The 24,636-nt window shown below is 66.2% G+C and carries 26 protein-coding genes and 1 pseudogene; 17 read left to right on the forward strand and 10 right to left on the reverse strand.

Translation table 11 applies throughout. The features are described from left to right. Both COA07_RS16900 and COA07_RS16905 read left to right on the forward strand, forming a co-directional pair. Positions 1 to 102 (forward strand): transposase domain-containing protein (locus COA07_RS16900; protein ID WP_141396567.1); only part of this gene is annotated, 102 nt, incomplete at its 5' end. A 1-nt stretch (position 103) separates the two neighbouring features. Further along, positions 104 to 412, forward strand: a complete 309-nt coding sequence (locus tag COA07_RS16905) for a hypothetical protein (protein WP_096641348.1) — start codon at positions 104 to 106, stop codon at positions 410 to 412. A gap of 81 nt (positions 413 to 493) precedes the next feature. Here the strand turns inward: COA07_RS16905 and COA07_RS16910 are convergent, their stop codons facing one another. Further along, complete coding sequence (locus tag COA07_RS16910) at positions 494 to 1,147, reverse strand: OmpW/AlkL family protein (RefSeq protein ID WP_066707729.1); 654 nt, start codon at positions 1,145 to 1,147, stop codon at positions 494 to 496. A gap of 141 nt (positions 1,148 to 1,288) precedes the next feature. Here COA07_RS16910 and COA07_RS16915 point away from each other — a divergent pair, with 141 nt between their 5' ends. The 6 genes from COA07_RS16915 (at position 1,289) to COA07_RS16940 (ending at position 5,899) form a co-directional block, all read left to right on the forward strand. Continuing rightward, positions 1,289 to 1,984, forward strand: coding sequence for a Crp/Fnr family transcriptional regulator (locus tag COA07_RS16915; protein ID WP_066707727.1), 696 nt, complete (start codon positions 1,289 to 1,291; stop codon positions 1,982 to 1,984). 74 nt (positions 1,985 to 2,058) lie between these two features. Next, entirely contained in the window at positions 2,059 to 2,868 is an 810-nt protein-coding gene (locus COA07_RS16920) for a universal stress protein (RefSeq protein ID WP_066707719.1), read from the forward strand. Between the two features lie 148 nt (positions 2,869 to 3,016). After that, entirely contained in the window at positions 3,017 to 3,382 is a 366-nt protein-coding gene (locus COA07_RS16925; protein ID WP_307718157.1) for a potassium channel family protein, read from the forward strand. A gap of 5 nt (positions 3,383 to 3,387) precedes the next feature. Beyond that, a complete protein-coding gene (locus COA07_RS16930; RefSeq protein WP_245842214.1) occupies positions 3,388 to 4,869 on the forward strand; it encodes a PAS domain S-box protein in 1,482 nt (493 codons plus the stop codon). After that, positions 4,866 to 5,498, forward strand: coding sequence for a response regulator transcription factor (locus tag COA07_RS16935; RefSeq protein WP_066707709.1), 633 nt, complete (start codon positions 4,866 to 4,868; stop codon positions 5,496 to 5,498). Before COA07_RS16930 ends, COA07_RS16935 begins: the two co-directional genes overlap by 4 nt. Positions 5,499 to 5,533: 35 nt before the next feature. Next, a complete protein-coding gene (locus COA07_RS16940) occupies positions 5,534 to 5,899 on the forward strand; it encodes a response regulator (protein ID WP_066707706.1) in 366 nt (121 codons plus the stop codon). A gap of 38 nt (positions 5,900 to 5,937) precedes the next feature. Here the strand turns inward: COA07_RS16940 and COA07_RS16945 are convergent, their stop codons facing one another. Then, positions 5,938 to 6,429, reverse strand: coding sequence for an Hsp20/alpha crystallin family protein (locus COA07_RS16945; RefSeq protein WP_066707696.1), 492 nt, complete (start codon positions 6,427 to 6,429; stop codon positions 5,938 to 5,940). 124 nt (positions 6,430 to 6,553) lie between these two features. Here COA07_RS16945 and COA07_RS16950 point away from each other — a divergent pair, with 124 nt between their 5' ends. The 8 genes from COA07_RS16950 to COA07_RS16980 all read left to right on the forward strand — a co-directional run bounded on the left by COA07_RS16950 (position 6,554) and on the right by COA07_RS16980 (position 19,392). Continuing rightward, positions 6,554 to 7,459, forward strand: a complete 906-nt coding sequence (locus COA07_RS16950) for a L,D-transpeptidase family protein (RefSeq protein WP_083956730.1) — start codon at positions 6,554 to 6,556, stop codon at positions 7,457 to 7,459. Positions 7,460 to 7,541: 82 nt separating this feature from the next. Then, the gene (locus COA07_RS16955; protein ID WP_083956729.1) at positions 7,542 to 9,986 is read left to right on the forward strand and encodes a phosphoketolase family protein; all 2,445 of its coding nucleotides are present in this window, start codon (positions 7,542 to 7,544) and stop codon (positions 9,984 to 9,986) included. 82 nt (positions 9,987 to 10,068) lie between these two features. Beyond that, positions 10,069 to 10,383, forward strand: a complete 315-nt coding sequence (locus tag COA07_RS18375; RefSeq protein ID WP_066707690.1) for a hypothetical protein — start codon at positions 10,069 to 10,071, stop codon at positions 10,381 to 10,383. Then, positions 10,380 to 11,690, forward strand: a complete 1,311-nt coding sequence (locus COA07_RS16960; RefSeq protein WP_245842215.1) for a glycoside hydrolase family 130 protein — start codon at positions 10,380 to 10,382, stop codon at positions 11,688 to 11,690. The genes COA07_RS18375 and COA07_RS16960 overlap by 4 nt, the downstream gene beginning before the upstream one ends. A gap of 17 nt (positions 11,691 to 11,707) precedes the next feature. Continuing rightward, positions 11,708 to 13,291: a bifunctional aminoglycoside phosphotransferase/ATP-binding protein gene (locus COA07_RS16965; protein ID WP_083956726.1), complete on the forward strand. Its 1,584-nt coding sequence runs from the start codon at positions 11,708 to 11,710 to the stop codon at positions 13,289 to 13,291. Beyond that, positions 13,285 to 15,942, forward strand: a complete 2,658-nt coding sequence (locus COA07_RS16970) for a cation-translocating P-type ATPase (protein ID WP_083956725.1) — start codon at positions 13,285 to 13,287, stop codon at positions 15,940 to 15,942. Before COA07_RS16965 ends, COA07_RS16970 begins: the two co-directional genes overlap by 7 nt. Before the next feature lie 104 nt (positions 15,943 to 16,046). Then, a complete protein-coding gene (locus COA07_RS16975; RefSeq protein ID WP_066707676.1) occupies positions 16,047 to 18,704 on the forward strand; it encodes a bifunctional acetate--CoA ligase family protein/GNAT family N-acetyltransferase in 2,658 nt (885 codons plus the stop codon). Between the two features lie 55 nt (positions 18,705 to 18,759). After that, entirely contained in the window at positions 18,760 to 19,392 is a 633-nt protein-coding gene (locus COA07_RS16980) for an SOS response-associated peptidase family protein (RefSeq protein ID WP_066707673.1), read from the forward strand. Positions 19,393 to 19,399: 7 nt separating this feature from the next. On the opposite strand, the gene COA07_RS16985 is transcribed toward COA07_RS16980, so the two are convergent. The 3 genes from COA07_RS16985 to COA07_RS16995 all read right to left on the reverse strand — a co-directional run bounded on the left by COA07_RS16985 (position 19,400) and on the right by COA07_RS16995 (position 21,466). Further along, on the reverse strand, positions 19,400 to 20,692 hold the full coding sequence (locus tag COA07_RS16985; RefSeq protein ID WP_066707670.1) for a Fic/DOC family protein: 1,293 nt from the start codon (positions 20,690 to 20,692) through the stop codon (positions 19,400 to 19,402). Positions 20,693 to 20,694: 2 nt separating this feature from the next. Next, a complete protein-coding gene (locus COA07_RS16990) occupies positions 20,695 to 20,952 on the reverse strand; it encodes a hypothetical protein (protein WP_066707667.1) in 258 nt (85 codons plus the stop codon). Between the two features lie 127 nt (positions 20,953 to 21,079). Beyond that, positions 21,080 to 21,466 carry a DUF3768 domain-containing protein gene (locus tag COA07_RS16995; protein WP_066707664.1) on the reverse strand — a complete coding sequence of 129 codons (387 nt, stop codon included), beginning with the start codon at positions 21,464 to 21,466 and terminating at the stop codon, positions 21,080 to 21,082. Positions 21,467 to 21,797: 331 nt separating this feature from the next. On the opposite strand from COA07_RS16995, the gene COA07_RS17000 reads away from it, so the two are divergent. Beyond that, positions 21,798 to 22,073: an HU family DNA-binding protein gene (locus COA07_RS17000; protein ID WP_024310666.1), complete on the forward strand. Its 276-nt coding sequence runs from the start codon at positions 21,798 to 21,800 to the stop codon at positions 22,071 to 22,073. A gap of 69 nt (positions 22,074 to 22,142) precedes the next feature. Here COA07_RS17000 and COA07_RS18470 read toward each other — a convergent pair whose 3' ends face one another. From COA07_RS18470 to COA07_RS17015, 5 genes and pseudogenes are all read right to left on the reverse strand, one after another. After that, on the reverse strand, positions 22,143 to 22,514 hold the full coding sequence (locus COA07_RS18470; RefSeq protein WP_157085170.1) for a hypothetical protein: 372 nt from the start codon (positions 22,512 to 22,514) through the stop codon (positions 22,143 to 22,145). An 87-nt stretch (positions 22,515 to 22,601) separates the two neighbouring features. Further along, positions 22,602 to 23,195 (reverse strand): ParB/RepB/Spo0J family partition protein, encoded by a 594-nt coding sequence (locus tag COA07_RS17010; protein WP_483881761.1) that lies wholly within the window; start codon positions 23,193 to 23,195, stop codon positions 22,602 to 22,604. Positions 23,196 to 23,222: 27 nt separating this feature from the next. Then, positions 23,223 to 23,441 (reverse strand): annotated as a pseudogene (locus COA07_RS18830) (ParB/Srx family N-terminal domain-containing protein); the annotation flags it as partial. Between the two features lie 146 nt (positions 23,442 to 23,587). Next, positions 23,588 to 23,782, reverse strand: coding sequence for a hypothetical protein (locus tag COA07_RS18100; RefSeq protein WP_058733683.1), 195 nt, complete (start codon positions 23,780 to 23,782; stop codon positions 23,588 to 23,590). 200 nt (positions 23,783 to 23,982) lie between these two features. Next, complete coding sequence (locus COA07_RS17015; RefSeq protein ID WP_245842217.1) at positions 23,983 to 24,543, reverse strand: zincin-like metallopeptidase domain-containing protein; 561 nt, start codon at positions 24,541 to 24,543, stop codon at positions 23,983 to 23,985. Between the last annotated feature and the right edge of the window lie 93 nt (positions 24,544 to 24,636).

A 24,636-nucleotide genomic window follows, 5' to 3' on the forward strand; every position in this document is an offset into this window, starting at 1 on the left:
GTCGACCCCGAGGCCTGGCTGGCCGACACCATCAGCCGTATCGCCGACCATCCGGCCCGACGGGTCGCTGAACTGCTGCCGTGGAACTACCGGCCCGTTTGAGGTGACGCCGTCACCGGACGCTTACGATTGGATTGCGGTCGCGACGGAGCTCGCCTTCATGCTTCCCACCTCATGGATCTATTGCGGCTGGCTGATCGAACGTTTCGAAGTGCCGGCCACCATGCACGACCGTCTGCTGATGTCTTCCGCCGCCCTGTGCCTTCTTTTGACGGCAGAGGTGGTGCTGGGCGTGACTGTGTTCGATCGGACCGTGCTCCAGCAGCTGCGGAGCATGGTCATCGGTCCGGGTCTCGTGGGCCTTCTCGGCCAGCTTGGTTTTGCAGCGATCCCCTTGGGCCGGCGCATGTAATCACCGAATTGCCGCTTGTGTGCGTCGATCGCCCACCTCGTCTCCGAGGCGGGCGAGCAGGAAGCCGACAGGCCGAAGAGATCAGAAGCGCATCCCGATCCCTGCGCCGATCACCACCGGGTCGATGCTAATGCGAACGCGACTGGTCCCGACACCTGTGACGAGGCGAGCCGTGGTGTCGATGTCGAGATACTTGACGTCGAGGTTCAGGAAGGTGCGCGGCCCGATATCGAGGTCGATGCCGGCCTGAAGTGCGTAACCGACGCTGTCGCTCATCCGGACCTTGGTGGAGCCTAGCGCAGCCTCAAGCCCGTCGCTGGCGTCCTCGGCATAGAACAAGGTGTAGTTGACGCCGGCACCGACATAGGGCCGGATCTTGCTCTTGGGGCTAAGGTGATATTGCAGCGTGAGCGTGGGCGGCAGCACCCACGTGCTCGCGACCGTGTCGATCGCCGACAGCGAGCCGCGGCCGGTCGCCTCGTGCCGGGTGGTCGCCACGATCAGTTCCGCCCCGATATGGTCGGTCGCCATGTAGGTGAAGTCCACCTCGGGCATGACGCTGGCCGTCACGCCGACCCTGCTGCCCGGGATGCCCGACACCTCTCCGGACGTCTCCGTGGGCGACACGACGATGCCGCGTACGCGGATCAGCCAGTCGCCGGCGCTGGTCTGGGCAGCCGCGACACCGGGCGTCAGTGAAAGCGCGATCAGTGCAGTGGTGAGGCAAGCACGCATGGAGGTCTCCTTTTGTCCCTCGGCGGCTAGCTCGCGGCAGAACGAAGGCGATTTGATCGAGCGCAAACGGTTCCTTCCGTACAAACCCGTATGCCGACGCTCGCTGAGCCAACCTATCCAGACCTGGAAAGGGGATTTCTGATGCACCTGGCGCCAGTCGAACAATCAACTCCATCACGCTGCGTCGGCTGCACGGCGCGCGGTCGCGCAGTCTGCAGCGTCTTCTCGCCCGCGGCCGCGCGAGCGTTCGACCGGTTGGCCCGTCCGATCACGTTGGCACGCGGGGAGACGCTGGTCTGGGAAGATGACGACACGCTCCTCGTCGGCTTCATCGTGTCCGGTGTCGTCAAGCTCACGGCATCGTTGGCGGATGGGCGCGAGCAGATCCTGGGGCTTGCGGGCGCGGGAGACATGGTCGGTCGCCCTTTCGGGACCCGGAGCAGCTACTCGGTCACGGCCGTTGGGCCTGTGCGGCTCTGCGCGCTCGGCCGCCCTGCGTTTGAGCAGTTCGCGGCCGCGCATCCCGAAGTCGAACATGCGCTTCTGCTACGAGCGCTGGACGAACTCGATCGGGCGCGCCGCTGGATGCTTCTTCTCGGCCGCAAGTCGGCAGGCGAGCGCGTCGCCAGCCTTCTCGTCGAGTTCGCCGAGCGCTCGCCGGGCAACGATGTAGCATTTCCGCTGACGCGGCAGCAGATGGGCGATCTTCTCGGCCTGTCGATTGAGACGGTCAGCCGCGAACTGACGAAACTCCGGGGTGCCGGTCTGATCACGCTGACGGACCTGAAGCACTTTCGCGTCGAGGACGAGCGCTGCCTGCGTCAGCGTGCTGCCTGAGCATCCGGGATAATGCGCATATCGACGGTTGTTCCGCCTCCTTAGCCTTCGAAAGGTACACCGAGGAGGCGATCATGAAGAACATCCTGCTGCTGATCCACGACGACAAGGGCCAGGAGGCTCGTTACCAGGCGGCGCTGGACGTCGCTCGAGCCGTCGGCGGCCATCTCACCTGCCTCGATCTCACCATCATTCCCGAGGTCATGGGCGATTACGTCGCGATGGGTGCCGGCGGGCTGCTGCTGGCCGAGGACCAGGAGAGCGAGAGCGTCCATGCGACCAGGATGCGCGCGCGTCTGGAGCACGAGGATGTTCCGTTCGACTGGACGGAGACGACCGGGTTCCTGTCGCAGACGCTGGAGGGCCGGACGCGGCTCATGGACCTGGTCGTGCTCAGCACGGACGAGGACGGCGAGCTCTTTCCGCGCATGCGGGACGTGATCGGCGATCTTCTCGTGCAGACCGGTAAGCCCGTGCTGGTTGTCCCGCCGGCGTCGCAGCACCTCGACCTGACCGGCCGCGCGATGATCGCCTGGGACGGATCGGCCGATGCGGAGGCGGCACTGACCGCCGCCGTGCCGCTGCTCTCCTTGGCCCGCAGCGTCACTCTCTACTATGTCGATGACAAGTCCATGGATGCGCCGATCGAGGATGCGGCCCGCTACCTCTCGCGTCACGGCATCGAGCCAGTGGTGAAGAAGGAGCCGGCAGGCATCGATCGCGTCAGCGTCTCGCTCCGTTGCGAGGCCGAGATGGGCCACTATGACTATGTCGTGATGGGAAGCTACGGTCACTCGCGCACCGTGGAGACCATCTTCGGCGGTGCGACCCAGATGATGCTGAAGAAGTGCCGAGTGCCGATGCTGCTCGTGCATCGTCGCTGATCATCTGCGGTCTAAGGGGTTTCACGGATGGTGGCGCGGCCGCCGTTCGTGAACCTCGCTTGCCATGCACCTCCCCGTCGAACTCGCTGCTGCTAGCATGCTCGTCGGGGTGACATGCGCCATCCACCTTTTCGGCATCGCAGCCTTAATGCTGCTGCTTCGCCGACATCGCCGACGCCAGCAGGCGAGCGCGATGCTGCTGCGCGAGGGATTGGCGATCGCCGGCGCCGCGGCCGGCCTCTTCGTCCTGCATGGGGCCGAGATCTGGCTATATGCCGGCTTCTATCTCGCGGTCGGAGCGTTGCCGTCGCTCGAAGCCGCGCTCTACTTCTCCACGGCCTCCTACACGACGGTGGGCTATGGGGACGTAGTCCTTGAACCCGGATGGCGCGTGCTCGGTGCCATCGAAAGCGCCAACGGCATCATCCTGCTCGGCTGGTCAACCGCGTTCTTCGTTGCCATCGTAAGCCGCATCCGCTGGCTGGAATCCGAGATCGAGAGCGCGCAGGAATGAATGCCGTGACCACACCCGCCGCGAACTCGGACGACGTGGCGCTGTTCGTCGCCAGCGTCACCGACCGTGCGGTGATCCTGACCACGCCCGATGGCACGATCACCTATTGGAATATCGGAGCCGAACGCCTCTTCGGCGCTTCGGCTGCGGCGAGCACGGGGGGCAGCATCGACGCCTTCTGGCCAGCCGCATCGGGCAGGTGGCCATCTGCCGGCACGCGTGCGACGGTGCGCCTGGACGACTGGTGCAAGCGCGCGGACGAGTCGGAGTTCATGGCCGACATCACGGTCGCGCCCCTGTTCGACGACACCGACGAACTGCGCGGATACGGCCTCTCGATCGCTGACGTCACTGGACCCCGGGCGGCGGAGCAGATGCTGGCCGAGAGCGAAGCGCACATGCGCTCGGTTCTCGCGACCGTACCCGATGCCATGATCGTGATCGACGAGCGCGGCCTCATTCAGTCCTTCAGCGCCGCGGCCGAGCGCTTGTTCGGCTACACCGAGGCGGAGGTCCTGGGCCGCAACGTCAGCCTGCTGATGCCGGGCGATCACCGCGCCCGGCATGATCGGTACCTCGAGCACTACCTGGAGACCGGCGAACGGCGCATCATCGGCATCGGGCGCATCGTGGTCGGTGAACGCAAGGACGGAACCGAGTTCCCGATGGAGTTGTCTGTGGGCGAGGCCCGCAGCGCCGACGGCAGGATCTTTACCGGCTTCATTCGAGATCTTTCCGAACAGCAGCGGGCGGAGCTTCGGTTGAAGGAGCTGCAGGGTGAGCTGATCCACGTGTCGCGGCTAAGCGCGATGGGGACGATGGCATCGACGCTCGCTCATGAGCTGAACCAGCCGCTGACCGCAATCGCCAATTATTTGGAGGCCGCGCGCGATCTGATCGACGCGGATGATGCGCCGCGCGAATTGCTGATCGAAGCCGTCAGCGAGTCCGCGAGCGAAGCCCTCCGTGCCGGCCGGATCGTGCGGCGGCTGCGCGACTTCGTGGCACGGGGAGAAACGGAGCGCCGCATCGAGCCTCTCCCGACCCTCATCGAGGACGCACTTCGTCTCGGATTGACGGGCGCTCGCGAACTCGGCGTACGCAGCTTCGTCTCGCTCGACCCCGCCGCCACCCACGTCCTGGCTGACCGAGTCCAGGTGCAGCAGGTGCTCGTCAATCTGCTCCGCAATGCCGTCGAGGCACTCCGGAATGGCGAGGTCAGCGACATCACGACCTCGACACTGCGCGATGGAACCATGGTGCGGATCTCGGTCGCGGACACAGGGCCCGGACTCGATCCCACGATTGCGCCCCGGCTCTTCCAGGCCTTCGCGTCCAACAAGCAGGACGGGATGGGGCTTGGCCTGTCCATCTGCCGGACCATCGTCGAGGCGCATGGTGGACGGATCTGGGCGGAACCGGGTACCGATCGAGGCACGGTCTTCCACTTCACCTTACCGGCCGCACAGGCAGGAGACGCAGAATGACGGAACGCAGGCTCGTTCACCTGGTCGATGACGAGGACGCCATCCGGCGGTCGGCGGGTTTCCTGCTCCGCACATCCGGGTTCGACGTGCGCACCCATGTGTCCGGCGTCGCTTTCCTGAAAGAGGTCAAGGCCGCTGAGCCCGGATGCGTCCTCCTCGACGTCCGCATGCCGGAGATGGACGGGCTCGAGGTCCAGAAGCAGCTGGCGGAACGCGGCGTCGGGTGGCCCGTCATCATCCTGACCGGGCACGGTGACGTGCCCATCGCGGTTCAGGCGATGAAGGCAGGCGCGATCGACTTTCTGGAGAAGCCGTTCGACAAGGCGACGTTGCTCCGCGCCCTTGATACCGGCTTTGCCATCTTCGATCAGCACGACGCCGCTGCCGCCTCGGCAGAGGAGGCGAAGGTCAGGATCGCGGCGCTGACCCCGCGCGAGCAGGATGTGCTGCGCGGGCTCGCGGACGGCCTTCCCAACAAGACGATCGCCTACGACCTCGGCATCTCGCCGCGCACGGTCGAGGTGCATCGCGCCAACCTGATGACCAAGCTGGAGGTACACAGCCTCTCCGAGGCGCTGCGGCTTGCCTTTGCGGCAGGCTACGGTGCCCAAGAGCGGACATCTACGTAGAGCCATGCTCCGGCCCTTCGGGGCATTCCTGCGGCATGAAAAAGCAATACACTCCGCCCGTCGCCGTGATCGTGGAGGACGATGAGGCAGTTCGCCGCTCACTTCAGCTGCTGTTGCACTGGCGAGGGTATGAGGTGCGTGCCTTCGGCACCGCGCAAGCGAAGATAGACGACGCCGACCTCTCGTCCGTTGGTCTGCTGGTTGCGGACTACCGGCTGCCCGACGGGGACGGCATCGGCGTACTTCGCGCCTTTCAGCGCCGTGGTTGGCACGGCCGTGCCGTCCTGGTCACCGGTCACCCCAGCGCGGGCTTGAAGGATGCGGCCCTGGCCAGCGGCTTCGATGCCGTCCTGGAGAAGCCCTTACGCCAGCACGAACTTATCGGCGCTCTGTCACGATAAACAATTGCCCGCCTCCTGGTGGAGGCGGGCATGGTGGATCAATCCTTCTTCACCTCGATGCGCCGGACGCGCCCGGCTGCGTTCTCGTCCTTTCGGACCTGGACGATCAGCACTCCCTTCTTGAAATGTGCGTCGATCTGTGCCGGATCGGCGTCCTCCGGCAGCCGTAGGCTTCGCGTGAAGGCACCGTAGCGGCGCTCGCTAAGGAGGGTACCGCCTTCGTGCCGTTCCTCGTCGTGGCGCTTCTCGCCCGAGACGGTCAGCACGCGATCCGCCACGCTGACATCAACGTCGTCGTCCTTCATGCCCGGCAGCTCCACGGTGATGCGGTAGCTCTCGTCGTTTTCGGTCATGTCGAGCGCGGGCGCCGGCGCGAACTCACCGAAGCGGAAGGCTGCGCCGGGCCGGCCGAAGGTTTCGAAAAGACGGTCGATCTCCGACCGGAGCCAGCGGAACGGGGTATCCGTGGCTGCGGATGAGAGCGGCAGCGCCGCGGCCGAGCCAGTCTGTGCAGGGGTCATGTCGTTCATGAGAATCTCCTCCGATGTCGGCGTCGCCGATCGGCGACGGCAACAGGTTAGGAAACGTCCGCGCCGCCCGGCATCGGGGAACATACGGATGGGCACAAGTTCCTCGGTTAGCGAGGAAGACGTCATGCTATCCCTCGCTCTTCTCCTCATGCTCGCACCGGTGCAGGAAGCTCCGGTGCTGACCAGCGGCACTGTCGTCGAGGCCGCCGCACGCCTGCGACCCGGTCAGTATCTGTGGGCGCCGCAAGTCGCTCCGAGCGGCCCGATGGTCATGATCGTGAACCTAGAGACGCAGCGGGCGACGGTATACCGGAACGGCTTGCCAATCGGCATCACGACCGTGTCAACCGGGCGGCGCGGGCACGAGACGCCACCCGGCGTATACACGATTCTTCAGAAGGACGCCGACCACCGCTCCTCGCTGTACGACGACGCGCCCATGCCCTTCATGCAGCGGCTGACCTGGGATGGTATCGCGCTGCACGGCGGGCTTCTCCCGGGTTACCCTGCTTCGCACGGATGCATCCGTCTGCCGGAGGCGTTCGCACGCCTGCTGTTCCGCGAGACCAGGATCGGCATGCTGGTGATCGTCACGCGGCTGAGCATCATGCCTACCATGGCGATCACCGAAGCCGCTCCGCTGCTTCCCGACCGGGCCGAACCCACGGTCTGGCGTGGAGACGAGCAGCGCGCCGCACCGCTCTCCATCGTGGTGAGCACTGCCGATCGCGAGGTGCGGGTGATCCGCGCTGGTAAGGAGATCGGCGCGGCGCCGGTCACCTTCACGTCGGACGTGCCTGGACCAGTCGCGTTCCAGCGTCAGGCGGACGGCCGTTGGTTGCGGCTTCTCCTGCCCGGACAGCAGCATGTCGAAGGACCGGAGCTGGGCCAGGACGCGATCCAAGTCGACCCCGTCTTCCGAGCGCGCGTGCTGGCAGCAGCAGGACCTGGTTCGACGGTCGTGGTGACACCCGATCGGCTTCGTCCCGAGCTTTCGATCGCCACCGCGCTCGTGCGCGCGGATCGGTGAACCGGCCACCCTCCGTACATCTACGCATGGGCGCGATCGGAGCGATGCCTAGGGTCGCAGGATATTCACGGGTGGACCAGCCATGCACGCGACCATCGAAGCATTCAGCGCGGAAACGACCGACAAGTCCGTCCTCACCGACGAGGCTGTAGATTTCATTGACCGATACTGGCGCGCGGCGAACTATCTTTCCGTCGGGCAGATCTACCTTCTCGATAATCCGCTCCTGCGCGAACCGCTGGAGCGTGAGCACATCAAGCCGCGTCTACTCGGCCATTGGGGTACGACGCCCGGGCTGAACTTCATCTACACGCACCTGAACCGCATCATCCGGGAGCGGAACCAGGACGTGCTGTTCGTCTGCGGCCCTGGACACGGAGGCCCGGCACTACTCGCCCAGACGTGGCTGGAAGGCAGCTACAGCGAACTGTACCCCGAAATTTCACCGGACCTGACCGGCATGCGCCGGCTATTTCGCCAATTCTCCTTTCCTGGCGGTGTGCCCAGTCACGCTTCGCCGGAGACGCCCGGGTCGATCCACGAGGGTGGAGAGCTCGGCTACTCGCTCGTCCACGCCTTCGGTGCCGCGTTCGACAACCCGGATCTGGTCGTGGCCTGCGTCATCGGGGACGGGGAGGCGGAGACCGGCCCGCTCGCCGCATCCTGGCACGGCAACAAATTTCTGGACCCGGTCAGGGACGGCGCGGTGCTGCCGATCCTTCATCTCAACGGGTATAAGATCGCGAACCCGACGGTCCTTGGTCGAATGAACGATGGGACTCTGCATCACCTTTTCGAAGGCCTCGGCTACGAGCCGATCTTCGTTGAAGGGAGCGATCCGGCGCGGATGCACCGCCGAATGGCGGCCGCGATGGATCAAGCGTTCGATCTGATCCGCCATATCCAGACCGCATCTCGCGAGAACGCGATGTTCGGGATGCCCCGCTGGCCAGTCATCGTCCTTCGCAGCCCCAAGGGCTGGACCGGGCCGAAAGAGGTGGATGGCAAGAAGGTCGAGGGATCGTGGCGAGCGCACCAGGTTCCCGTTGCGCAAGTGCGCGAGGACCAGGGGCACCGACGCATTCTCGAGCAATGGATGCAGAGCTACCGGCCAGAGGAGCTGTTCGACCGCGAGGGGCGACTGATCCCCGAACTCCGGGCGCTCGCTCCCGAAGGTGACAAGCGCATGGGTGCAAACCCGCAAGCGAACGGAGGGAGCGGTCGCCAGACGCTGTGCCGGCCGGATTGGCGGGAGTTTGCGGTGTCGGTACCGCGCCCGGGCGGCGTCTTGAGCGAGGCGACCAGGTTCGCGGGCGCGTACCTTGCAGAGGTGATGCGCCAGAATGCCGACCGCCGGAACTTCCGCATCATGGGCCCGGACGAGACCTGCTCGAACCGGCTCGACGCGGTTCTCGGCGTTACGGACCGCGCGTGGATGGCACCGATCGAACCCGGAGACGAGCATCTGGCGCAGGGCGGGCGGGTGATGGAGGTACTATCCGAGCACCTCTGTCAGGGCTGGCTCGAAGGCTACACGCTCACCGGACGCCACGGCGTGTTCAACTGCTATGAAGCCTTCATCCACATTGTCGGTTCGATGTTCAACCAGCACGCCAAGTGGCTGAAGGTCGCTCGTGAAATCGACTGGCGCCGGCCGGTCCCGTCCTTCAACTATCTACTCAGCTCGCACGTCTGGCGGCAGGACCATAACGGCTTCAGCCATCAGGACCCCGGGTTCCTCGACCTGGTGGTCAACAAGAAGGCCGACATCGTCCGGATCTACCTTCCCCCGGACGCGAACTGCCTTCTGCGCACGACGGATCACTGCCTCGGCACCCACGACCGGATCAACGTGATCGTGGCCGGCAAACAGCCGGCGCTGCAGTGGCTGTCCGCGGAACAGGCCGAGATCCACTGCGCGGCGGGTGCCGGCATCTGGGAATGGGCCGGCACCGAGAAGGCGGGTGAGGTGCCCGATGTGGTTCTGGCCTGTGCCGGCGACGTGCCCACGACGGAAACCCTGGCTGCCGTCGACCTGTTGCGGCGCTACGTTCCGCACCTGAAGACCCGAGTGGTCAACGTCGTCGACCTCCTCACGCTTCAGCACCCGAGCGAGCATCCGCACGGGCTGGCGGACGCCGAATTCAATGCATTGTTCACGGCGGATCGTCCGGTGATCTTCGCCTTTCACGGCTACCCGTGGCTCGTCCACCGGCTCGCCTACCGGCGGACCAACCATGTCAACCTCCACGTTCATGGCTTCCGCGAGGAAGGTACGACGACCACGCCGTTCGACATGCTGGTCCGCAACGAGCTCGATCGCTTCCATCTCGCACTCGCCGCGATCGAACGCGTGCCTGGGGCACTGCAGACCGGCGCGCACGCGGTTCAGCTGTTCCGGGATACGCTCATCAAGCACGAGATTTACGTGTGCGAGCACGGCGAGGACATGCCCGTGATCACGGATTGGTGCTGGCCGGCAAACAGCGGGAACGCCGAGCAGGCCGATCACGAACCGGGAATGTGATCGCGCTCCCTCCGTACCATTGCGGATGATGTGAGACTGCACGGGCTCCTAGCACCGCCCGAGTTCATCGTCGGAGGGCACCATGAAGCACGTCGCATATCTGCTTTCGATTTTGCTGACAGGATGCGGGTCGGTTTCCCCGGACGAGCGGGCGGTGACCAACTCCGTCGACTATGCGGCGAAGGTGCAGAGCCTGCCCGAGTCCCAGCGTCGGGCCGTACTCTTCCGCGCCATTCGAGACGCCGGCCTCGACTGCCAAGGGGTGGATGCGGCCGAGCGGGTCCGAGCGGCGGGCTCGCAACCGCAATGGCGGGTGCGTTGCACCAATGGGGACCAGCACCTTGTCTCCGTGGACCGGAGCGGCACCGCGCTGGTTGTCAGCCGGAGGGGAATGTGAGCGGCGCGGCGATCGAGATCGCTCAACACCAGCAACCGGCGACCCTGTATCCCGACCCGTCCCGCGTCGTGCTCCGCCCGTTCACACCGGCGGACAATCCCTTCCCGAGCGCAGAGGTGCCGCAGAGTCGAACTGGCCGTGTCATCGATAGGGTTCTCGCGCTCGATGAGGAACTGGTCCGGCGTGAATTGGTCGATCTCAGACATCGCCTGGATGGCCGACATGCCGAAGTCGAGCTGATGCTCTCCCGGCGCTTTCACGAGGTGGTGGAGCCAGCCAGCTCTCCGAGTGCCATGACGTCGGAGCGGATGCAGCTGATCGGCGGCTACCTCATGGAGGAATATGCGGTCGAGGCCGCAGCGCTGTTCAACCCCAGCATCGTCCCGCATCCCGATCAGTCGGGTACGGTGCATGGCGAACTCAGCATCCTCATGTCACTGCGCGCGGTCGGCGAAGGCCATGTCTCCTCCATCACGTTCCGCGAGGGGCTGGTCAGCGCCGCGGGCGAACTTTCGATCGCGCCTGCACGCACGCGCCTGGTCTCGGCGCGGGCGAGCCGAATTCCGGGCGGGGCGTCTGACGATCCGGGCATCCGGCTGGAATGTGGCGCCCGCGACGATCTTTCCCGACTCGTCCTCTTTCCGGTCGCTTACCGCCATCGACACGGTCTCGAAGATCTAAGGCTGACTCGCTTCGTCGAGGATGATGGGAGCGTGGTCTATCTCGGCACGTACACCGGCGTGGGCGGCGAGACGATCCGCCAGGAGCTGCTGCGAACGACCGACTTCCAGACGTTCGACCTGCTCGCGCTTCAGGGGCGCTACTCCGCCACCAAGGGTATGGCGCTCTTTCCGCGTCGCATCGGCGGCTATTTCGCCATGCTCGGGCGGCAGGATCACGAGAACATCTGGCTGCTGAGATCGAACGATCTGTACCGCTGGGATGCCGGAGACGTTGCGGTCAGGCCGCGCTGGCCGTGGGAGTTCGTCCAGTTGGGGAACTGCGGCCCTCCGATCGAAGTGGATGAAGGCTGGCTCGTCGTGACTCACGGCGTGGGTCCGATCCGCAGTTATGCGCTCGGCGCCTGCCTGCTGGACAGGAACGATCCCACAAAGCTGCTCGGCCGCACCCGGGAGCCCCTCGTGGTAGCGACGGACGGAACGCGCGACGGCTATGTCCCCAACGTCATCTACAGCTGCGGTGCGCTCGTCCATGGCGATTGGCTGATCCTGCCGCACGGCGTGGCCGACAGCTACACGACCGTGACGACGCTCAGCGTGCGTGACCTGCTCGGCCGGATGTCGTGACCTCCGTAGCATCCCGCATGGCCGCAGGCTCCGCCGACCCGCCGGCTAGCAACATGCCCGAAGCCTCCACCGACATGGCATTTGATGCGCCCCGAAGTTACGGCGCTGACGACCTCATTCGACGGCTCGCGACGAGTGGCGTTCTCGGCGGCGCGGTGCTGAAGCGCGTGGACACGCATGCAGCCCACGTGCTCCTCACGGCGGATCGCGCTTGGAAGCTGAAGCGGCGCGTCCGCTACGACTACCTCGACTTCTCCACGCCGGAGCGTCGACGGGAGGCGCTGGAGCGCGAACTCGAGCTGAACCTACGCACCGCACCCAAGCTATATCTCGGCCTTCATCGCATCAGCACGTCGTCGACGGGCCAATTGGAACTGGATGGTCCGGGCATGGCGGTCGATTGGATGCTGGAGATGCGCCGTTTCGCGGACGGGGACCTGCTTGCGGCGGTGGCGCAGCGGGGTGATCTAGTTCCCGATCTGGTTATGGCCGCGGCTGACGAAATCGTTCGTCTTCATGCCGCCGCTGCCGTGAGCATCGGCTCCGGCGCCGACCGACTGGAGCGCGTGATCACCGGAAACGCGGTCAGTCTGTCGCGGACGCGGCTCGGCATGGAGGACGATGAAATCGAGCGGCTCGTGTCAAGGCAGCGATCGGAGCTCTCGCGTCACGCCGCCCTGCTGGATACGCGGGCTGCATGCGGGCGGATGCGCCGGTGCCACGGCGACCTCCACCTGGCCAACGTGGCAGTGCTGGATGGCGCGCCCGTTCTCTTCGACTGTCTGGAGTTCAGCGAGGAACTGGCCACGGTCGATGTGCTCTACGACACCGCCTTCCTCATCATGGACCTGCTGCGCGTCGGTCTTCCGACCGCCGCAAGCATGTTGGCCAACCGCTACGTCGATCTGTCGCCGGAGGACGAAGCGGGTTGGACGCTCCTTCCGCTCTTCATGTCGCTGCGCGCTACGATCCGCGCTCATGTCCGGGCCTCGGCTGGAGACACGAATGATGCGTCGGACTACCTGCGCCTGGCTTCCACGGTGCTCGCAGACGAGCCAGCCCGCCTGATCGCGATCGGCGGCGGATCGGGAGCCGGCAAATCTACCCTGGCGAGACATATCGCCTCAGCTTTCGGCCCGCGCCCGGGTGCCCGCGTGTTGCGCAGCGACGTACTCCGTAAGCGGCTGGCCGGGGTGCCGCCTGAGACCCGCCTTCCACAAGACAGCTACACGCCGGAGGCGGGCGGAATGGTCTACGACCACATGTTTGCGCTCGCCGAGGAGCACCTCCGGCGTGGCTCCTCGGTGATCCTCGATGCGGCGTTTCTGTACCCGACCGAGAGGGCTGGGGCCGAAGCGCTCGCCGTCGCGGCAGGTGTTCGCTTCAGCGGGTTGTGGCTGAGCGTTGGTGAGAATGAGCGCATCCACAGGCTGGAGACGCGCCACAAGGACGCCTCCGACGCCGATACCAAGGTGGCGGCTGCGCAGGCGAGCCGGTTGGCCGACGTTCCGCCGACCTGGGCGGTCCTGGATGCTCATAGATCGCTGGACACGGTGACCCACGACGCGGAGGTGGCGATCCAAGGGGCGAAGCGATGCTGAGCGCCGCGTCGAGCCCTCCGCGTTCCGTTCATGGCGCTTCGCTCGACGAGGTTGCGCCTTGGCACGCTCTCTCGGTCGAGGACTGCCTGGCGCGGCTCGATACGCCAAAGGGTGGGCTCCACCCTGCGGCTGTGGAGGAACGGCGACGCCGCTGGGGGCTGAACGAGCTTCCGCGACCAAGAACGCCGTCCTGGGCCGAGCTGCTGCTTCGTCAGTTCCGCAGTCCACTGATCTACCTGCTCGTCGCTGCGACCGCTCTTTCACTGTGGATGGGGGAGCGGCTAGATGCCGGATTTATCGCGCTGGTGCTCCTGCTCAATGCGCTGATCGGCGCCGTGCAGGAGGGCCGGGCAGGCGCAAGTGCAGAAGCGTTGCAGCGGCTGGTCAAGCGTACGGCGCGGGTTGAGCGCGATGGAAGCATTCTGGAGCTCGACGCGGCGCAGCTCGTGCCCGGTGACCTGGTCCACCTGGAATCAGGGGGCGGTGTTCCTGCCGATCTGCGCATCGTGTCGGCAGCCCAGATCCGGGTGGATGAATCGCTGCTCACCGGCGAGGCGCTCCCGGCCGAGAAACACGCAGCCGCAGTGTCGCCGGGTGCGCCGCTGGGCGACCGCACGAGCATTCTGCATGCGGGCACCACCGTCCTCTCCGGTCGCGCGATCGGCGTCGTCGTAGCGACCGGCTCCAACACGGAACTGGGGAGGATCGACGCCTCCTTGCGCGCCGCGCCTCCCGCGCCGCCGCCGCTCATGCTCTATCTCGAGCGCCTTTCCCGGCAGATCGCCATCGCTACGGTGTCGGTGATCGCTATCCTGGCGCTCGCCATGCTGGCGCGGGACACTGCGCCGGGGGAAATCTTTCTGCTCGCAGTCGCACTCGCCGTGTCGGCGATCCCGGAGGGATTGCCGATCGCGGTCACCGTCGCTTTGGCCGTGGCGACGCGGCGAATGGCCGCGCGGAACGTGATCGTCCGGAGTCTGCCAGCGGTCGAGGGGCTCGGCGCCTGCACCCTGGTCGCCACGGACAAGACCGGTACGCTCACGCAGAACCGGTTATCCGTGGAAGCGGTCCTCGCGCCGGACGGCCGGACCTTGAGATCGACGGATTTGGCAGCCGAGAACGCCATCCCGCGCGAGGTCGCCCGGGCGGCCGCAGCGTGCAACGAGGCGAGTTGGACCGCTGGTGGCGAGCCGACCGGGGACAGCGTCGATGTCGCACTGCTCCGGTTCGCAGCCGAGGTCGGCGATGTCGAGGAAAGCACGCGCTTGGCGCTCTTCGCCTACGAGCCTGCCAACCGGTTCGCCAGCGTGGCCGTCAGGGCCGGAGACCGGATCCAGGTCTACGCGAAAGGTGCCGTCGAAACGATCCTCGCCATGTGCGATAGATCGAACGATCTTGCGGCATCGGCGGCTGGGCGGCTGGCGTGCGAAGGCTATCGCGTGCTCGCTCTGGCGGGCGCACGCGTAGACCAGCTTGACGCGATCGACTTGGCCGCTCCTAAGGGTCTCGAATTGATCGGCTGCGTGGCGCTGATCGACCCGCTGCGGCCGGAGGCGGCCGACGCGGTGAGGCGGTGCGCGAACGCCGGGATCGACGTGCGGATGGTCACGGGCGATCATCCGCAGACGGCGCTGACGATCGCACGCCAGCTCGGCCTTGCGAGGGACGGCGACCATGCCCTGACGGGAAGCCGCATCGCCGAACTGTCGGGCGACCCGGAAGCGCTGGGCCGAGAGATTCGAAGCGCACGGGTATTCGCCCGCACGGAGCCGCAGCAAAAGCACATGATCGTGGAGGTGCTGCGTGCCTCGGGGCACATCGTCGCCGTCACCGGCGATGGCGTGAACGACGCACCTGCGCTGCACGCCGCCGATCTCGGAGTGGCGATGGGCGCGGCGGGCACCGACGTGGCGCGGGGGGCGGCCGACCTCATCCTGGTAGACGACAATTTCGCGTCCATCGTCGCCGGCGTCGAGGAGGGGCGCGTCACCTTCACCAATATCCGTAGGATCGCCATCTTCCTGCTCGCGACGGGCATGGCCGAGATCGGGATGTTCCTTGTCGCGATCGCCGCTGGGCTGCCGTTGCCGCTGGCTGCCGTTCAGCTGCTCTGGTGCAATCTCGTCACCGAAGGCGCCCAGACGGTGACGCTCGCGTTCGGTCGCGGACAAGGCGGCGAGCTCGACCAGAAGCCTCGCCGAGTGGGAGCGCGGCTGATCGATCGGTCCGCGCTCGTCCTGATGTTCGTCCCGGCGCTTCTCATGGCCGTGTTCGCGGCGATGCTGCTGGCGTGGGAACTTGCCCGCGGAGAGTCGGTCGATTCGGCCCGGAGCAGCGTCCTGCTGGCGACCGTCCTGTTCCAAAACGCCTTCGTGCTTTCGACGCGCAACGAGGCGGCCCCGGTCTGGAGACACTTTCTGCGTGGCGATCGCTGGCTGTTGGTCGGGATCGTCTGCGCGCTTGCGCTGCAAGTGGCAGCGATGACCCTGCCGCCGCTCCAGGCCGTCCTGGGCACTCGCCTGCCGGACAGCGCGACCATGATCGTGTGCATCGGCAGCGCCGGTCTCACCCTGGCCGCCTCGGAGTTGGCGAAGGGTTTCGTCCTGTGGATCAGGCGTGGACGGGCCGAACGGGCGCTGGCCTACCCCTAGCAGGGCCGCTGCGCGAGCCGATCGCGGGCTCCTCCGTATAATCACGCATCGCGCCGGATGCCGGGCGGCTGCCAGACGGAGGGCACGTTCGAAGGAGTTTCGCGATGTCCGTCCGCCACCTCAAAGCCCTGCTGCAACCGCAAGACGTCGTCCTCGTGGGTGGATCGACCCGGCACGGCTCGCTCGGTGCCAAGGTCCTCGACAACCTGATCGCGGGCGGCTTGGCAGGCCAGATCACCGCGGTGAACCCGAAGCCGGTCTTCCGCGACGGGGTCCATTGGACTGCGTCGGTGGAAGGCCTGGAACAGGCACCCACACTCGCGGTCATCGTTACGCCGCCGGAGACGGTTGCAGGCATCATCGATGCGCTCGGCCGCCGGGGCACTCGCGTCGCCGTGGTCATCTCCGCTTGCACGCACCCCGATCAGCGGCAGGCGATGCTGGAGGCCGCCGGCGCGCACGACATGCGCCTCATCGGCCCGAACAGCCTGGGCGTGCTGCTGCCGCACCTGCACCTGAACGCCTCGTTCGCTGCCCGCCGCCCGCTTCCCGGTCGGCTCGCGTTCCTCTCCCAGAGCGGCGCGCTGGTGACCGCGATGGTCGAATGGGCAGCCGACAAGCGGGTTGGTTTCTCCTCGCTGATCTCGATGGGCGACATGGCCGATGTCGATGTCGGCGACCTGGTCGACCTCTACGCCACCGATCCGGCCACCCATGCGATCCTGCTCTATCTGGAGGGCATCGGCGATGCGGCGAAGCTGCTCTCGGCCGCTCGGGCCGCGACCCGCGTCAAGCCGGTCATCGCGATCAAGGCCGGACGCAGTCAGGTCGGCGCCGGAGCGGCGCGCACGCACAGCGGGGCGCTCGCCGGCGCCTACGACGTCTGTGCCGCGGCGCTCGCCCGTGCGGGCGTGATCGTGGTCGACAGCCTGACTGATCTCTTCGATGCCGCCCAGGTCGTCACCGCCTTCCGTCCGGCGCGGTGCGAGCGTCTTGCCGTCGTGACGAACGGCGGCGGCGCCGGCGTGTTGGCAGCCGACGCGCTGGCCCGAACGGGCGGCGAGTTCGCGCGGCTCGAAGAGGCGACGATCGCCCGGCTGGACCCGCATCTTCCCAAGGGGTGGTCGCGCGCGAACCCGATCGACGTGATTGGGGACGCGAAGGCTGAACGCTTTGGCGAGGCGACCGCAGCGGCGCTGGCCGATCCGGGCGTCGATGCCATCCTCGTCGTCCACTGCCCGACGGCTGTAGAGACGGGGACCGACGTTGCCGCGGCCGTGCTCAAGGCGGTTGCGGAACAGCGACGCGCCGGGGCGAAGCCGGTGATAGGCTGCTGGTTGGGGACGGCGAACGCGGTAGGAGTGAGGGGGCAGTTCGAACTCGCGGGCGTGCCGCTGTTCGACAATCTGGATGATGCCGTGCGCGGCTTTGGCTATCTGCGGCAGGCGACACTCGGCCGTCAGGCCGTCCTCCGCGCGCCCGCGAGCGTCACGATACCCGAACATGACCGTGCGCTGGCGAGGACCAACATCGACTGGGCGCGCGGGGAGGGCCGGACCATGCTGACCGCAGCGGAGGCTCGCGGGCTGCTGGCCGCCTACGGTGTCCCTGTGGTGCCAGCACGCTATGCGCAGACGGCCTCTGCGGTGACTGCCGCATGCCATGAGCTGAAGCCGCCCTACGCGGTGGCGGTCGTCTCGCCGAACCTGCCGCACAAGTCGGACGTGGGCGGCATCGCCGTCGACCTGCCGAACGCCGACGCCGCCTCGCTTGCCGCAGAGACAATGGCGCGCCGCCTCGCTCACGAGCATCCTCACGCGTCGCTGAACGGCTTCGACGTGACATCGATGGTTCGCCCGCAAGGCGGCACCGAACTCCTCGTCGGGCTTGCGGACGACCCCTCCTTCGGACCCGTGATCACGGTCGGAGCAGGCGGCGTAGCAGTGGAGGTGCTGGCGGACCGTGCCCTGGAGCTGCCGCCGTTGGACGATCAGCTCGCCCGTGACATGATCGCACGGACGCGCGTGTCCCGGCTGCTAGCCGGCTACCGAAACGTACCTCCGGCGGATCTCGATTCGGTCGTTCGGGTGCTTAACGCAGTGTCGGCGATCGCGTGCGATCTACCCGACATCGTCGAACTCGATATCAATCCGCTCATCGTCCACGCAGGCGGCGCAGTGGCAATCGACTGCCGTATCCGCATCTCCGATCAGCCCCGTCAGAGCCGGCTTGCGATCCGGCCGGTACCCTCTGAGTGGGCTGCTGATCTGGTGACCCGGGACGGCGTAGCGCTACACGTACGGCCGGTTGTGCCAGCCGATGAGACGGAAGTCGCCGATCTGTTCGCTCATCTGGCACCCGAGGATCTGAGGTTCCGCTTCCTGACCAGCTTGCGCGAGGTTGGACGGGACCGGCTCGTTCCCATGACTCAGGTCGACTACCGGCGGACGATTAACTTTCTAGCGTTCGCCGGAGGCAAGCTTATCGCCACCGCCATGCTGGCCTGCGACGCGGACCGGACCCGGGGCGAGCTAGCCGTGTCTGTTCATCGCGAGTGGAAAGGCAAGGGCGTCAGCTGGACGCTCGTGCAGCACGTGCTTCACTACGCTAAAGCGGAGAGCATAGCGACAGTCGAGTCCGTCGAAAGTGCTGACAACTACGCGGCGCTGGCGTTGGAGCGTGAGATGGGGTTTGAAACAGTTGATATGAGCGAGCCGGGCGAGAGGATGGTACGCTATAAGTTGGACTCGATCGCGGCCTAATTGCCATCACGGTGGCTCGCTAGGCGAGATCGATCGGAGCGGTTTATCTGACGCTATGTGCAATCGTGCCCGCATGTCGAATGAGCCTGAGACCCTTTGGGGATCGGCCGCGAAGCTGTTCAGCGAGCGACCCCGCGACAATCGGTTCGACCCCCGCGAGCTGCGTCCCAAAAGCCGCAACTATGTCATCCGCGAACAGGGCGGGGAGCGGGCATGGGACGTGATGACCTGGGACGTGCTCGGCGGGAAGGCGGCGTGGCCGATGACCAACGTGCGCCAGCTCGGGCTCCCGCAATGGCGCAGGCTAGCGGAGAAGCCGGAGAACCGCTGCCTGGTGCCGCTGACTGAGTTCTGCGAGTTCACGCCTGACAAGCACGACCTGGGCGACGGCAAACCGCCCCTGAAAGGCGAGATGTGGTTCGGCGTGACCGACCAGCCAGTATTCGCGGTTGCGGGCTTCTGGCAGCGCGCAGAGGGCGGCAACGGCTTCACGATGGTGACGTGTAACCCCAACACGCTCGTTGCGCCGATCCACCCGAAGGCAATGATTACGATCCTCGAGCCCGAGGACATCGATACGTGGTTGCGCGGCACCTATGACGAGATCGTCGCCCTGCAGAAGCCCTATGACCCCACCAAGATGACGGTGAGGGGTCCAGTCTTCCCGACCCGACGCCCCGAACGCTAGGCGAAGCCTAGCGGCTCCGATCCTTGCCGCGATCCGGGGGCGGTGTACCCGGTGAGGAAGGCGGGGCGGACGCCCCTTCGAGCGCTGCCCCGGTCTTGATCCGATCGGCAACGAGTTGGCGAGTGGACTCCCCGACTGTGTTGACCATGCGCGCGCTTTCGCCGCGCTCCCGTGCCTTCTGCATCGCCGCGTCGACGATCGCCTGGGCGGGCGCGAGACGTGGGTCGGCGTGGTTCTTCTCGGCGGTGTTCTTCAGGAACAGCTCGGCAAGCCGCTCCTGACCTGGCGAAGCACCGGGCGGCAGGATCGGCCGCTCCAGCGAGCGGACGGCGCGCTGGAGTTGCGCGGGCGGCTGCGAGTTGATCTGAACGCCGAGCGCCGCACCGATCTCGCGCACGCGCTCAAGCGGGGTCTGCTGGGCCGTGATGACGGCATCGACCTGGCGCACGCCAAGATAGGTGAGAAGGTGCGATTGGTAGATCGGACCTTTGGCGTGGCGGACATAGGCCAGTTCGGTGCGCGCATTGGCGATGACGGGGGAGGGCGCACCATCCCTGACGAGGCTGCGCAGCCGATCGGCCGCCTGCTGGCGGGCGGCCGGAAGATAGCGATCCAGCTCCTCGCGTGCCTTGGTCAGCGTCACCCGGTAGCGCTGCCCTTCGGGCGGCGCGCGTTGAGGCAGCAAGGCGATCCCGGCGGGACCGATCCGCGCTTCGGGCGCAAGGTCGCGACGGATCGCCGCCTCGGCGAGCACCGCGGCCATGGGCCGATGATCGCCGGTGAGGAAGCCATGTCGGGACGCGTCCATCCACGCGGTCTTGTCGATCGAGGCGATCCTGATGGGATGGCCGGCATCGCGGGCGAGCTGCGCGGCATGATGACGCATCGTCCGCCCGTTTCCCTCGCGGAAAGGGTGGATGGCATTGATCTCGTTGATGTGGTTGCCGAGCCGGTCGAAAAACTCGTCCCGGGCGAGGCCCTTCAGGGCGTCCCCCGCGCGCGTGTCGGCAAACCGCTTGTCGAGCTCATGCGCGATGTAGGGCACGTGCGCGAAACTCGAGCCGCCCTTGGCGATGTTGACGGTGCGGTCCTGACCCGCCCAGTCGTAAAGGTCCTGGAAGAGGTGCCGATGCAGGGCGCGATAGCCATCCGCCGTCGCTGGAAAGGTGAGGCGCGCGGCTTCCGCTCCGCGCGCCAAGGTCAGCCTTCGCTCGGCCTCCGTGAGGGTCTTGTCGTCCGTGATCCCAAGCCGGTTCCGGAGCGTATCCGTCCCCGGATAGGTGTAGGGATCGTCTGCCAAGGTCAGGCCGCGATCTGGTGGGTTCCTGGCTTGTAGAGGCCGAGGATGATGGACGGCATGAGCGACGGGGGAACACCCTCGTCGAGCATCATGGCGAACATGGCATCTTCGTCACCGGTCGGCGCCATGTCCTCAATGACGAGGTTGGCGCGCGCCTCTGCCACGTCCTCGCGCCACAGCGCAATCTGCTCGGGGGTGCCGCGTTGAAAGTCCATGGAGCGGATGCGCTCGCGCAGCGTGTCGAGATTGATCTGGGCCATCGCGTCATCCTTTCGCCGTTAACCCTACGCGCTCCCCCGCGATTTCTCAACAAATCACGTTGGTGCAGGTCCGTTTCGGCACGGTTGATCCGCGCTCATTCGAGCGCGGATCGCTACGCCATAGGGGTTAGTATTCGCTGGCCAGCATGATCGTCAGCACCCGTTTAGTCTGCTCGGAATCCCACGGAGCGTCACTGCCGTAGGTGAGGCTCGTGTCGTAATAGTCGATCTTCCAGAACACCGTCTGCACGATCGCCTCCGCATCGTCGGGGCGGTCCTGCGTCCACGCGCCGCTTGCGAGCTTATAGACCGCGCCGAAATCGTGCTCGCCATAGGGGTCGTTGTCGCCGTCAAACTTCGTGAACCGGGTGATCGCGACCAGCGCGGCGAAGCGGTCCAGCTCGGAGAGTGCCTGGAACCCCATCGTGACGTTGGCGAGGCTCGCGAGACCGGGGTGGGTACGCGCCGCGTCATTGAGGCGCCGGATGGTGTCGATCTGCTCGGGGGTCGGCATGTGGTGATCCTCCTTGTTGGCATGGGCCGCAAGGCCGCTCGGCCTCACGGCCCTGCCTGTCCGGCGAGGACGGGATGGGGAGGGGGAGCGAGAATCTTGGGAAGCTGGCGCGGGCGAGCCGCCCTAGCGCGGCCGGGGCTTCACCCCGGGTGCCGCGCTTGGCGGATTACACGGGCGGCAAGATTGTCGTTCGGGAACGAAAGGGCGGCGCCCTTGGCGTTCCCCGCGGCGTCTGCCGCCAACAAACGAGCCCGCCTCGGCGGCCATCCTGGTGCCGGTCGCCAATTCGGGATCGCGCGGGTATTCACACGGTCTGATTTGGGAGAACACCATGAACAATGCCGAACTCGCCGAAACGCTGGTTGCCAATCACGCCCTGAGCAAAGCCGACGCCCGTAAGGCGGTGGACGGCCTGCTGGCGGCGATCGTCGCGGCCGCGGCGAAGGGCGAGGAAGTATCCTTGTCCGGCTTCGGCAAGTTCAAGATCAAGGATAGCCCGGCGCGCGAGGGCCGCAATCCCTCGAACGGCGAGACCATCCAGATTGCCGCCTCGAAGAAGCTGACGTTCGTGCCGGCCAAGGCGGTCAAGGACGCGCTGAACGGCTAAGCCGTATGTGGCTGCGTGATCTGCGCAGCCACCTTCGCCAGCATACATTTTCTGCTTTCGTTCTCGGCCCTACTGATTCAGAATCCGGTCATGCCGATCATGCCGGAACATCGCTGGCTCTACCCGATCGACTGGCCCGAACTGTCGAAGCTGATCCGGTTTGGCCGAGCTGGAGGGCGGTGCGAGCATTGCCGGCGACCGCATGGGGCACGTGTCTTCCACCTCGGCGATGGCCGGTGGTGGGATGCCGATCGCCGGCAATGGCGCGATGGGCGAGGACGTCGCATCCGCGTGCCAGGCGCAAATGTCGCCGAAGCGGTTAGGCTGACGCGGGTCTATATCGCCTGCGCGCACCTCAACCACGACCCGACCGACAATGGGCCGCGCAATCTCGCTGCGCTCTGCCAGCGCTGCCACATGATCCACGACGCGGCCGAACATCGCCGGCGTCGCTGGTTCAATGCCTTCAGGCGCCGTGCGCTTCGAGATCTCTTCGCGCTGCCGGACGCCGTGGTTGCACCCTTGCCATCACTGGAACTGCCTGTGCCACGTGGCACACCTGCCGCCCCCCACCACGCTTGAAAGCGCCGACCCCATGCCGCCCTTCATATAGAGGTCGTAAGGGCGTTCGAGCGCCGCACGGACTTCGTGCCACCCGATTGAGCGATACTCGTCCGCGAGTGCGTCCAGCTTCTCTTCTGCCAGCTCCCGCACCAGCTCGGGATCGTCCGCGAAGCCTTCGGCTCCTTGGCTGAACAGGTCGACCGTGATCGTGCCGCCCTTGGCCTGGTAGGCCTCCCGCCCGACGAACAGGAACGCGCCGCTGGTGGTGTCCACCTTCTCGGTGGTGAGCATGCGGCGGATGGTGTGCGCGTGGCCGTTCGCGGCCTTGCAGACCTTCATCTGCTGGTCGTGATCGTCGGTGAGGGTGAGCGTACGTGCCGCCTCAAGGCTCAACTGGTCCTTGGCGATCAGGTCGATCAGCGCCGGGGCGAGCGCGGACAGGCGGAGCATCTTGTAGACGAAGCTGACCGCCTGACCGAACCGGGCCGCAATCTCCTCGGCGTCCATGCCGGTGTCGCGGAGCGCGGCGAAGGCGCGGATACTGTCGGCAGGGTGCATGTCCTCGCGCTGGAAATTCTCGGCGAGCGACAGTTCGATGGCTTCCTCCTTGGTCCGCAACTCGACCGGGAAAGTGTCGCTGCTCTTGATCCGCTTGCGCTTCACCAAGATTTTGAGCGCGCGGTAACGCCGCCCTCCGGCAAAGACCCACAACAGCCCCTCGTCTTCATAGGCGACGAGGTTCTGCAACAGCCCGTGCGCCTCGATGTCGTCGGCCATCGCCTCGACGGCGGACGGCTTCACGCGGCGCTGGTTGAGCGGGGAAAGGCTCGCTCACCCTGTGCTGCGCGTCGCGAGACGACTAGAAAAGGCGCGCGCCGGTGCCGCGAAGCGAAGCCGGCGCGCGCGCATAGGAGCCTGAAGCGACCCTCGGGGTCGCTCCAGACCGTTCCCTAGTCGGCGTCACCATCGTTGATGGCATCGCACGCGGCTTGGCAGGCTTCGCGGCTGCCATAGGGGCCGATATGCGGGGTGTTGTTGTCGTCGACGCCCCACCAGCCCTTGTCGACATGCCGCCCGCTGTCCCGCATCAACGAGCGGGTCCCGCCACCAATGTGGATCGGATCGAGTGTACCTTTGATCGACATATGCTTCGTCCTTCTATGCCCGTGATTGGGCGCACAGAACCGCGCGAGACCCGCGAATTGGGCGTCGCTCTACCGACCAAAAGCATCCGGTCGGCGCGGTTCGATGGTTGATTTACAAGTGTCGATTTCGCGCACGCCCGGGACGGTCCGGGAGAACAGGAACGCGGCCCGTTTCACGAAAGATCGGGGCCGCGTATCCATCACGCCGCGACCGACATCGCCGCGTTGCTCATCCGGCTAAGCAGCCAGTCCGCGGCCGCCTGCGCTTGGGTCGCGGCGGTGAAGATGCACCTTTTGTCGTTGCGGAGCGCCTGCAGCCAACTCGCCAGATAGGCCGCGTGATCTTCTCGGTCGTGGAGCTTGATGCCGATCGCGCCGCTGACGAATGCCGCACCCAGCTCGGCCACCAGTTCCTCGCGGGCGTAATCCTCCCGCTTCGTGGAAAGGAGGGTGGGGCGGGCGAGCCGGTCCACGTGGCCGGTTGCGTGGCAAAGCTCATGGGCAAGCGTCGAATAATAGTCGTCCCCGGTGTGGAAGTCGGCGAACTCAGGCATGACGACGTGATCGCCGCTCGGCTGATAGTAGGGCTGCGATCCGTGGTGCCGGACGGCGACGGGAACGCGGGCAAAGAGGGTGTCCAGCTCCGCGTCGCGTTCGTGGGGATTGGTCGCGGTGAGGATCGGCGCGGGAGCCGGATACTTCGCCTCGATGCCGTCTATCTGCTCGGGTAGGGTAGGCCGGCAAGGTCTCAGAGAGAACATTGCTCGGCCCCCCTCCGAACCGGACGTGCACCTTTCAGCGCATCCGGCTCTCCACGACTGCGTGCTATCCGCCGTTGGCGGTCGGTTGGTTGA

Origin of the sequence: Sphingomonas adhaesiva, assembly GCF_002374855.1 — a bacterium.
Classification (GTDB): domain Bacteria; phylum Pseudomonadota; class Alphaproteobacteria; order Sphingomonadales; family Sphingomonadaceae; genus Sphingomonas; species Sphingomonas adhaesiva.

Excerpts from the sequence above, each read along its gene's own strand:
- COA07_RS16910 (WP_066707729.1), bottom strand. The coding sequence starts at position 1,147 with ATGCGTGCTTGCCTCACCACTGCACTGATCGCGCTTTCACTGACGCCC.
- COA07_RS16915 (WP_066707727.1), top strand. The coding sequence starts at position 1,289 with ATGCACCTGGCGCCAGTCGAACAATCAACTCCATCACGCTGCGTCGGC.
- COA07_RS16920 (WP_066707719.1), top strand. The coding sequence starts at position 2,059 with ATGAAGAACATCCTGCTGCTGATCCACGACGACAAGGGCCAGGAGGCT.
- COA07_RS16925 (WP_307718157.1), top strand. The coding sequence starts at position 3,017 with ATGCTGCTGCTTCGCCGACATCGCCGACGCCAGCAGGCGAGCGCGATG.
- COA07_RS16935 (WP_066707709.1), top strand. The coding sequence starts at position 4,866 with ATGACGGAACGCAGGCTCGTTCACCTGGTCGATGACGAGGACGCCATC.
- COA07_RS16940 (WP_066707706.1), top strand. The coding sequence starts at position 5,534 with ATGAAAAAGCAATACACTCCGCCCGTCGCCGTGATCGTGGAGGACGAT.
- COA07_RS16945 (WP_066707696.1), bottom strand. The coding sequence starts at position 6,429 with ATGAACGACATGACCCCTGCACAGACTGGCTCGGCCGCGGCGCTGCCG.
- COA07_RS16950 (WP_083956730.1), top strand. The coding sequence starts at position 6,554 with ATGCTATCCCTCGCTCTTCTCCTCATGCTCGCACCGGTGCAGGAAGCT.
- COA07_RS16955 (WP_083956729.1), top strand. The coding sequence starts at position 7,542 with ATGCACGCGACCATCGAAGCATTCAGCGCGGAAACGACCGACAAGTCC.
- COA07_RS18375 (WP_066707690.1), top strand. The coding sequence starts at position 10,069 with ATGAAGCACGTCGCATATCTGCTTTCGATTTTGCTGACAGGATGCGGG.
- COA07_RS16965 (WP_083956726.1), top strand. The coding sequence starts at position 11,708 with ATGGCCGCAGGCTCCGCCGACCCGCCGGCTAGCAACATGCCCGAAGCC.
- COA07_RS16970 (WP_083956725.1), top strand. The coding sequence starts at position 13,285 with ATGCTGAGCGCCGCGTCGAGCCCTCCGCGTTCCGTTCATGGCGCTTCG.
- COA07_RS16975 (WP_066707676.1), top strand. The coding sequence starts at position 16,047 with ATGTCCGTCCGCCACCTCAAAGCCCTGCTGCAACCGCAAGACGTCGTC.
- COA07_RS16980 (WP_066707673.1), top strand. The coding sequence starts at position 18,760 with ATGTGCAATCGTGCCCGCATGTCGAATGAGCCTGAGACCCTTTGGGGA.
- COA07_RS16990 (WP_066707667.1), bottom strand. The coding sequence starts at position 20,952 with ATGGCCCAGATCAATCTCGACACGCTGCGCGAGCGCATCCGCTCCATG.
- COA07_RS16995 (WP_066707664.1), bottom strand. The coding sequence starts at position 21,466 with ATGCCGACCCCCGAGCAGATCGACACCATCCGGCGCCTCAATGACGCG.
- COA07_RS17000 (WP_024310666.1), top strand. The coding sequence starts at position 21,798 with ATGAACAATGCCGAACTCGCCGAAACGCTGGTTGCCAATCACGCCCTG.
- COA07_RS18470 (WP_157085170.1), bottom strand. The coding sequence starts at position 22,514 with ATGTTCGGCCGCGTCGTGGATCATGTGGCAGCGCTGGCAGAGCGCAGC.
- COA07_RS17010 (WP_483881761.1), bottom strand. The coding sequence starts at position 23,195 with ATGCACCCTGCCGACAGTATCCGCGCCTTCGCCGCGCTCCGCGACACC.
- COA07_RS18100 (WP_058733683.1), bottom strand. The coding sequence starts at position 23,782 with ATGTCGATCAAAGGTACACTCGATCCGATCCACATTGGTGGCGGGACC.
- COA07_RS17015 (WP_245842217.1), bottom strand. The coding sequence starts at position 24,543 with ATGTTCTCTCTGAGACCTTGCCGGCCTACCCTACCCGAGCAGATAGAC.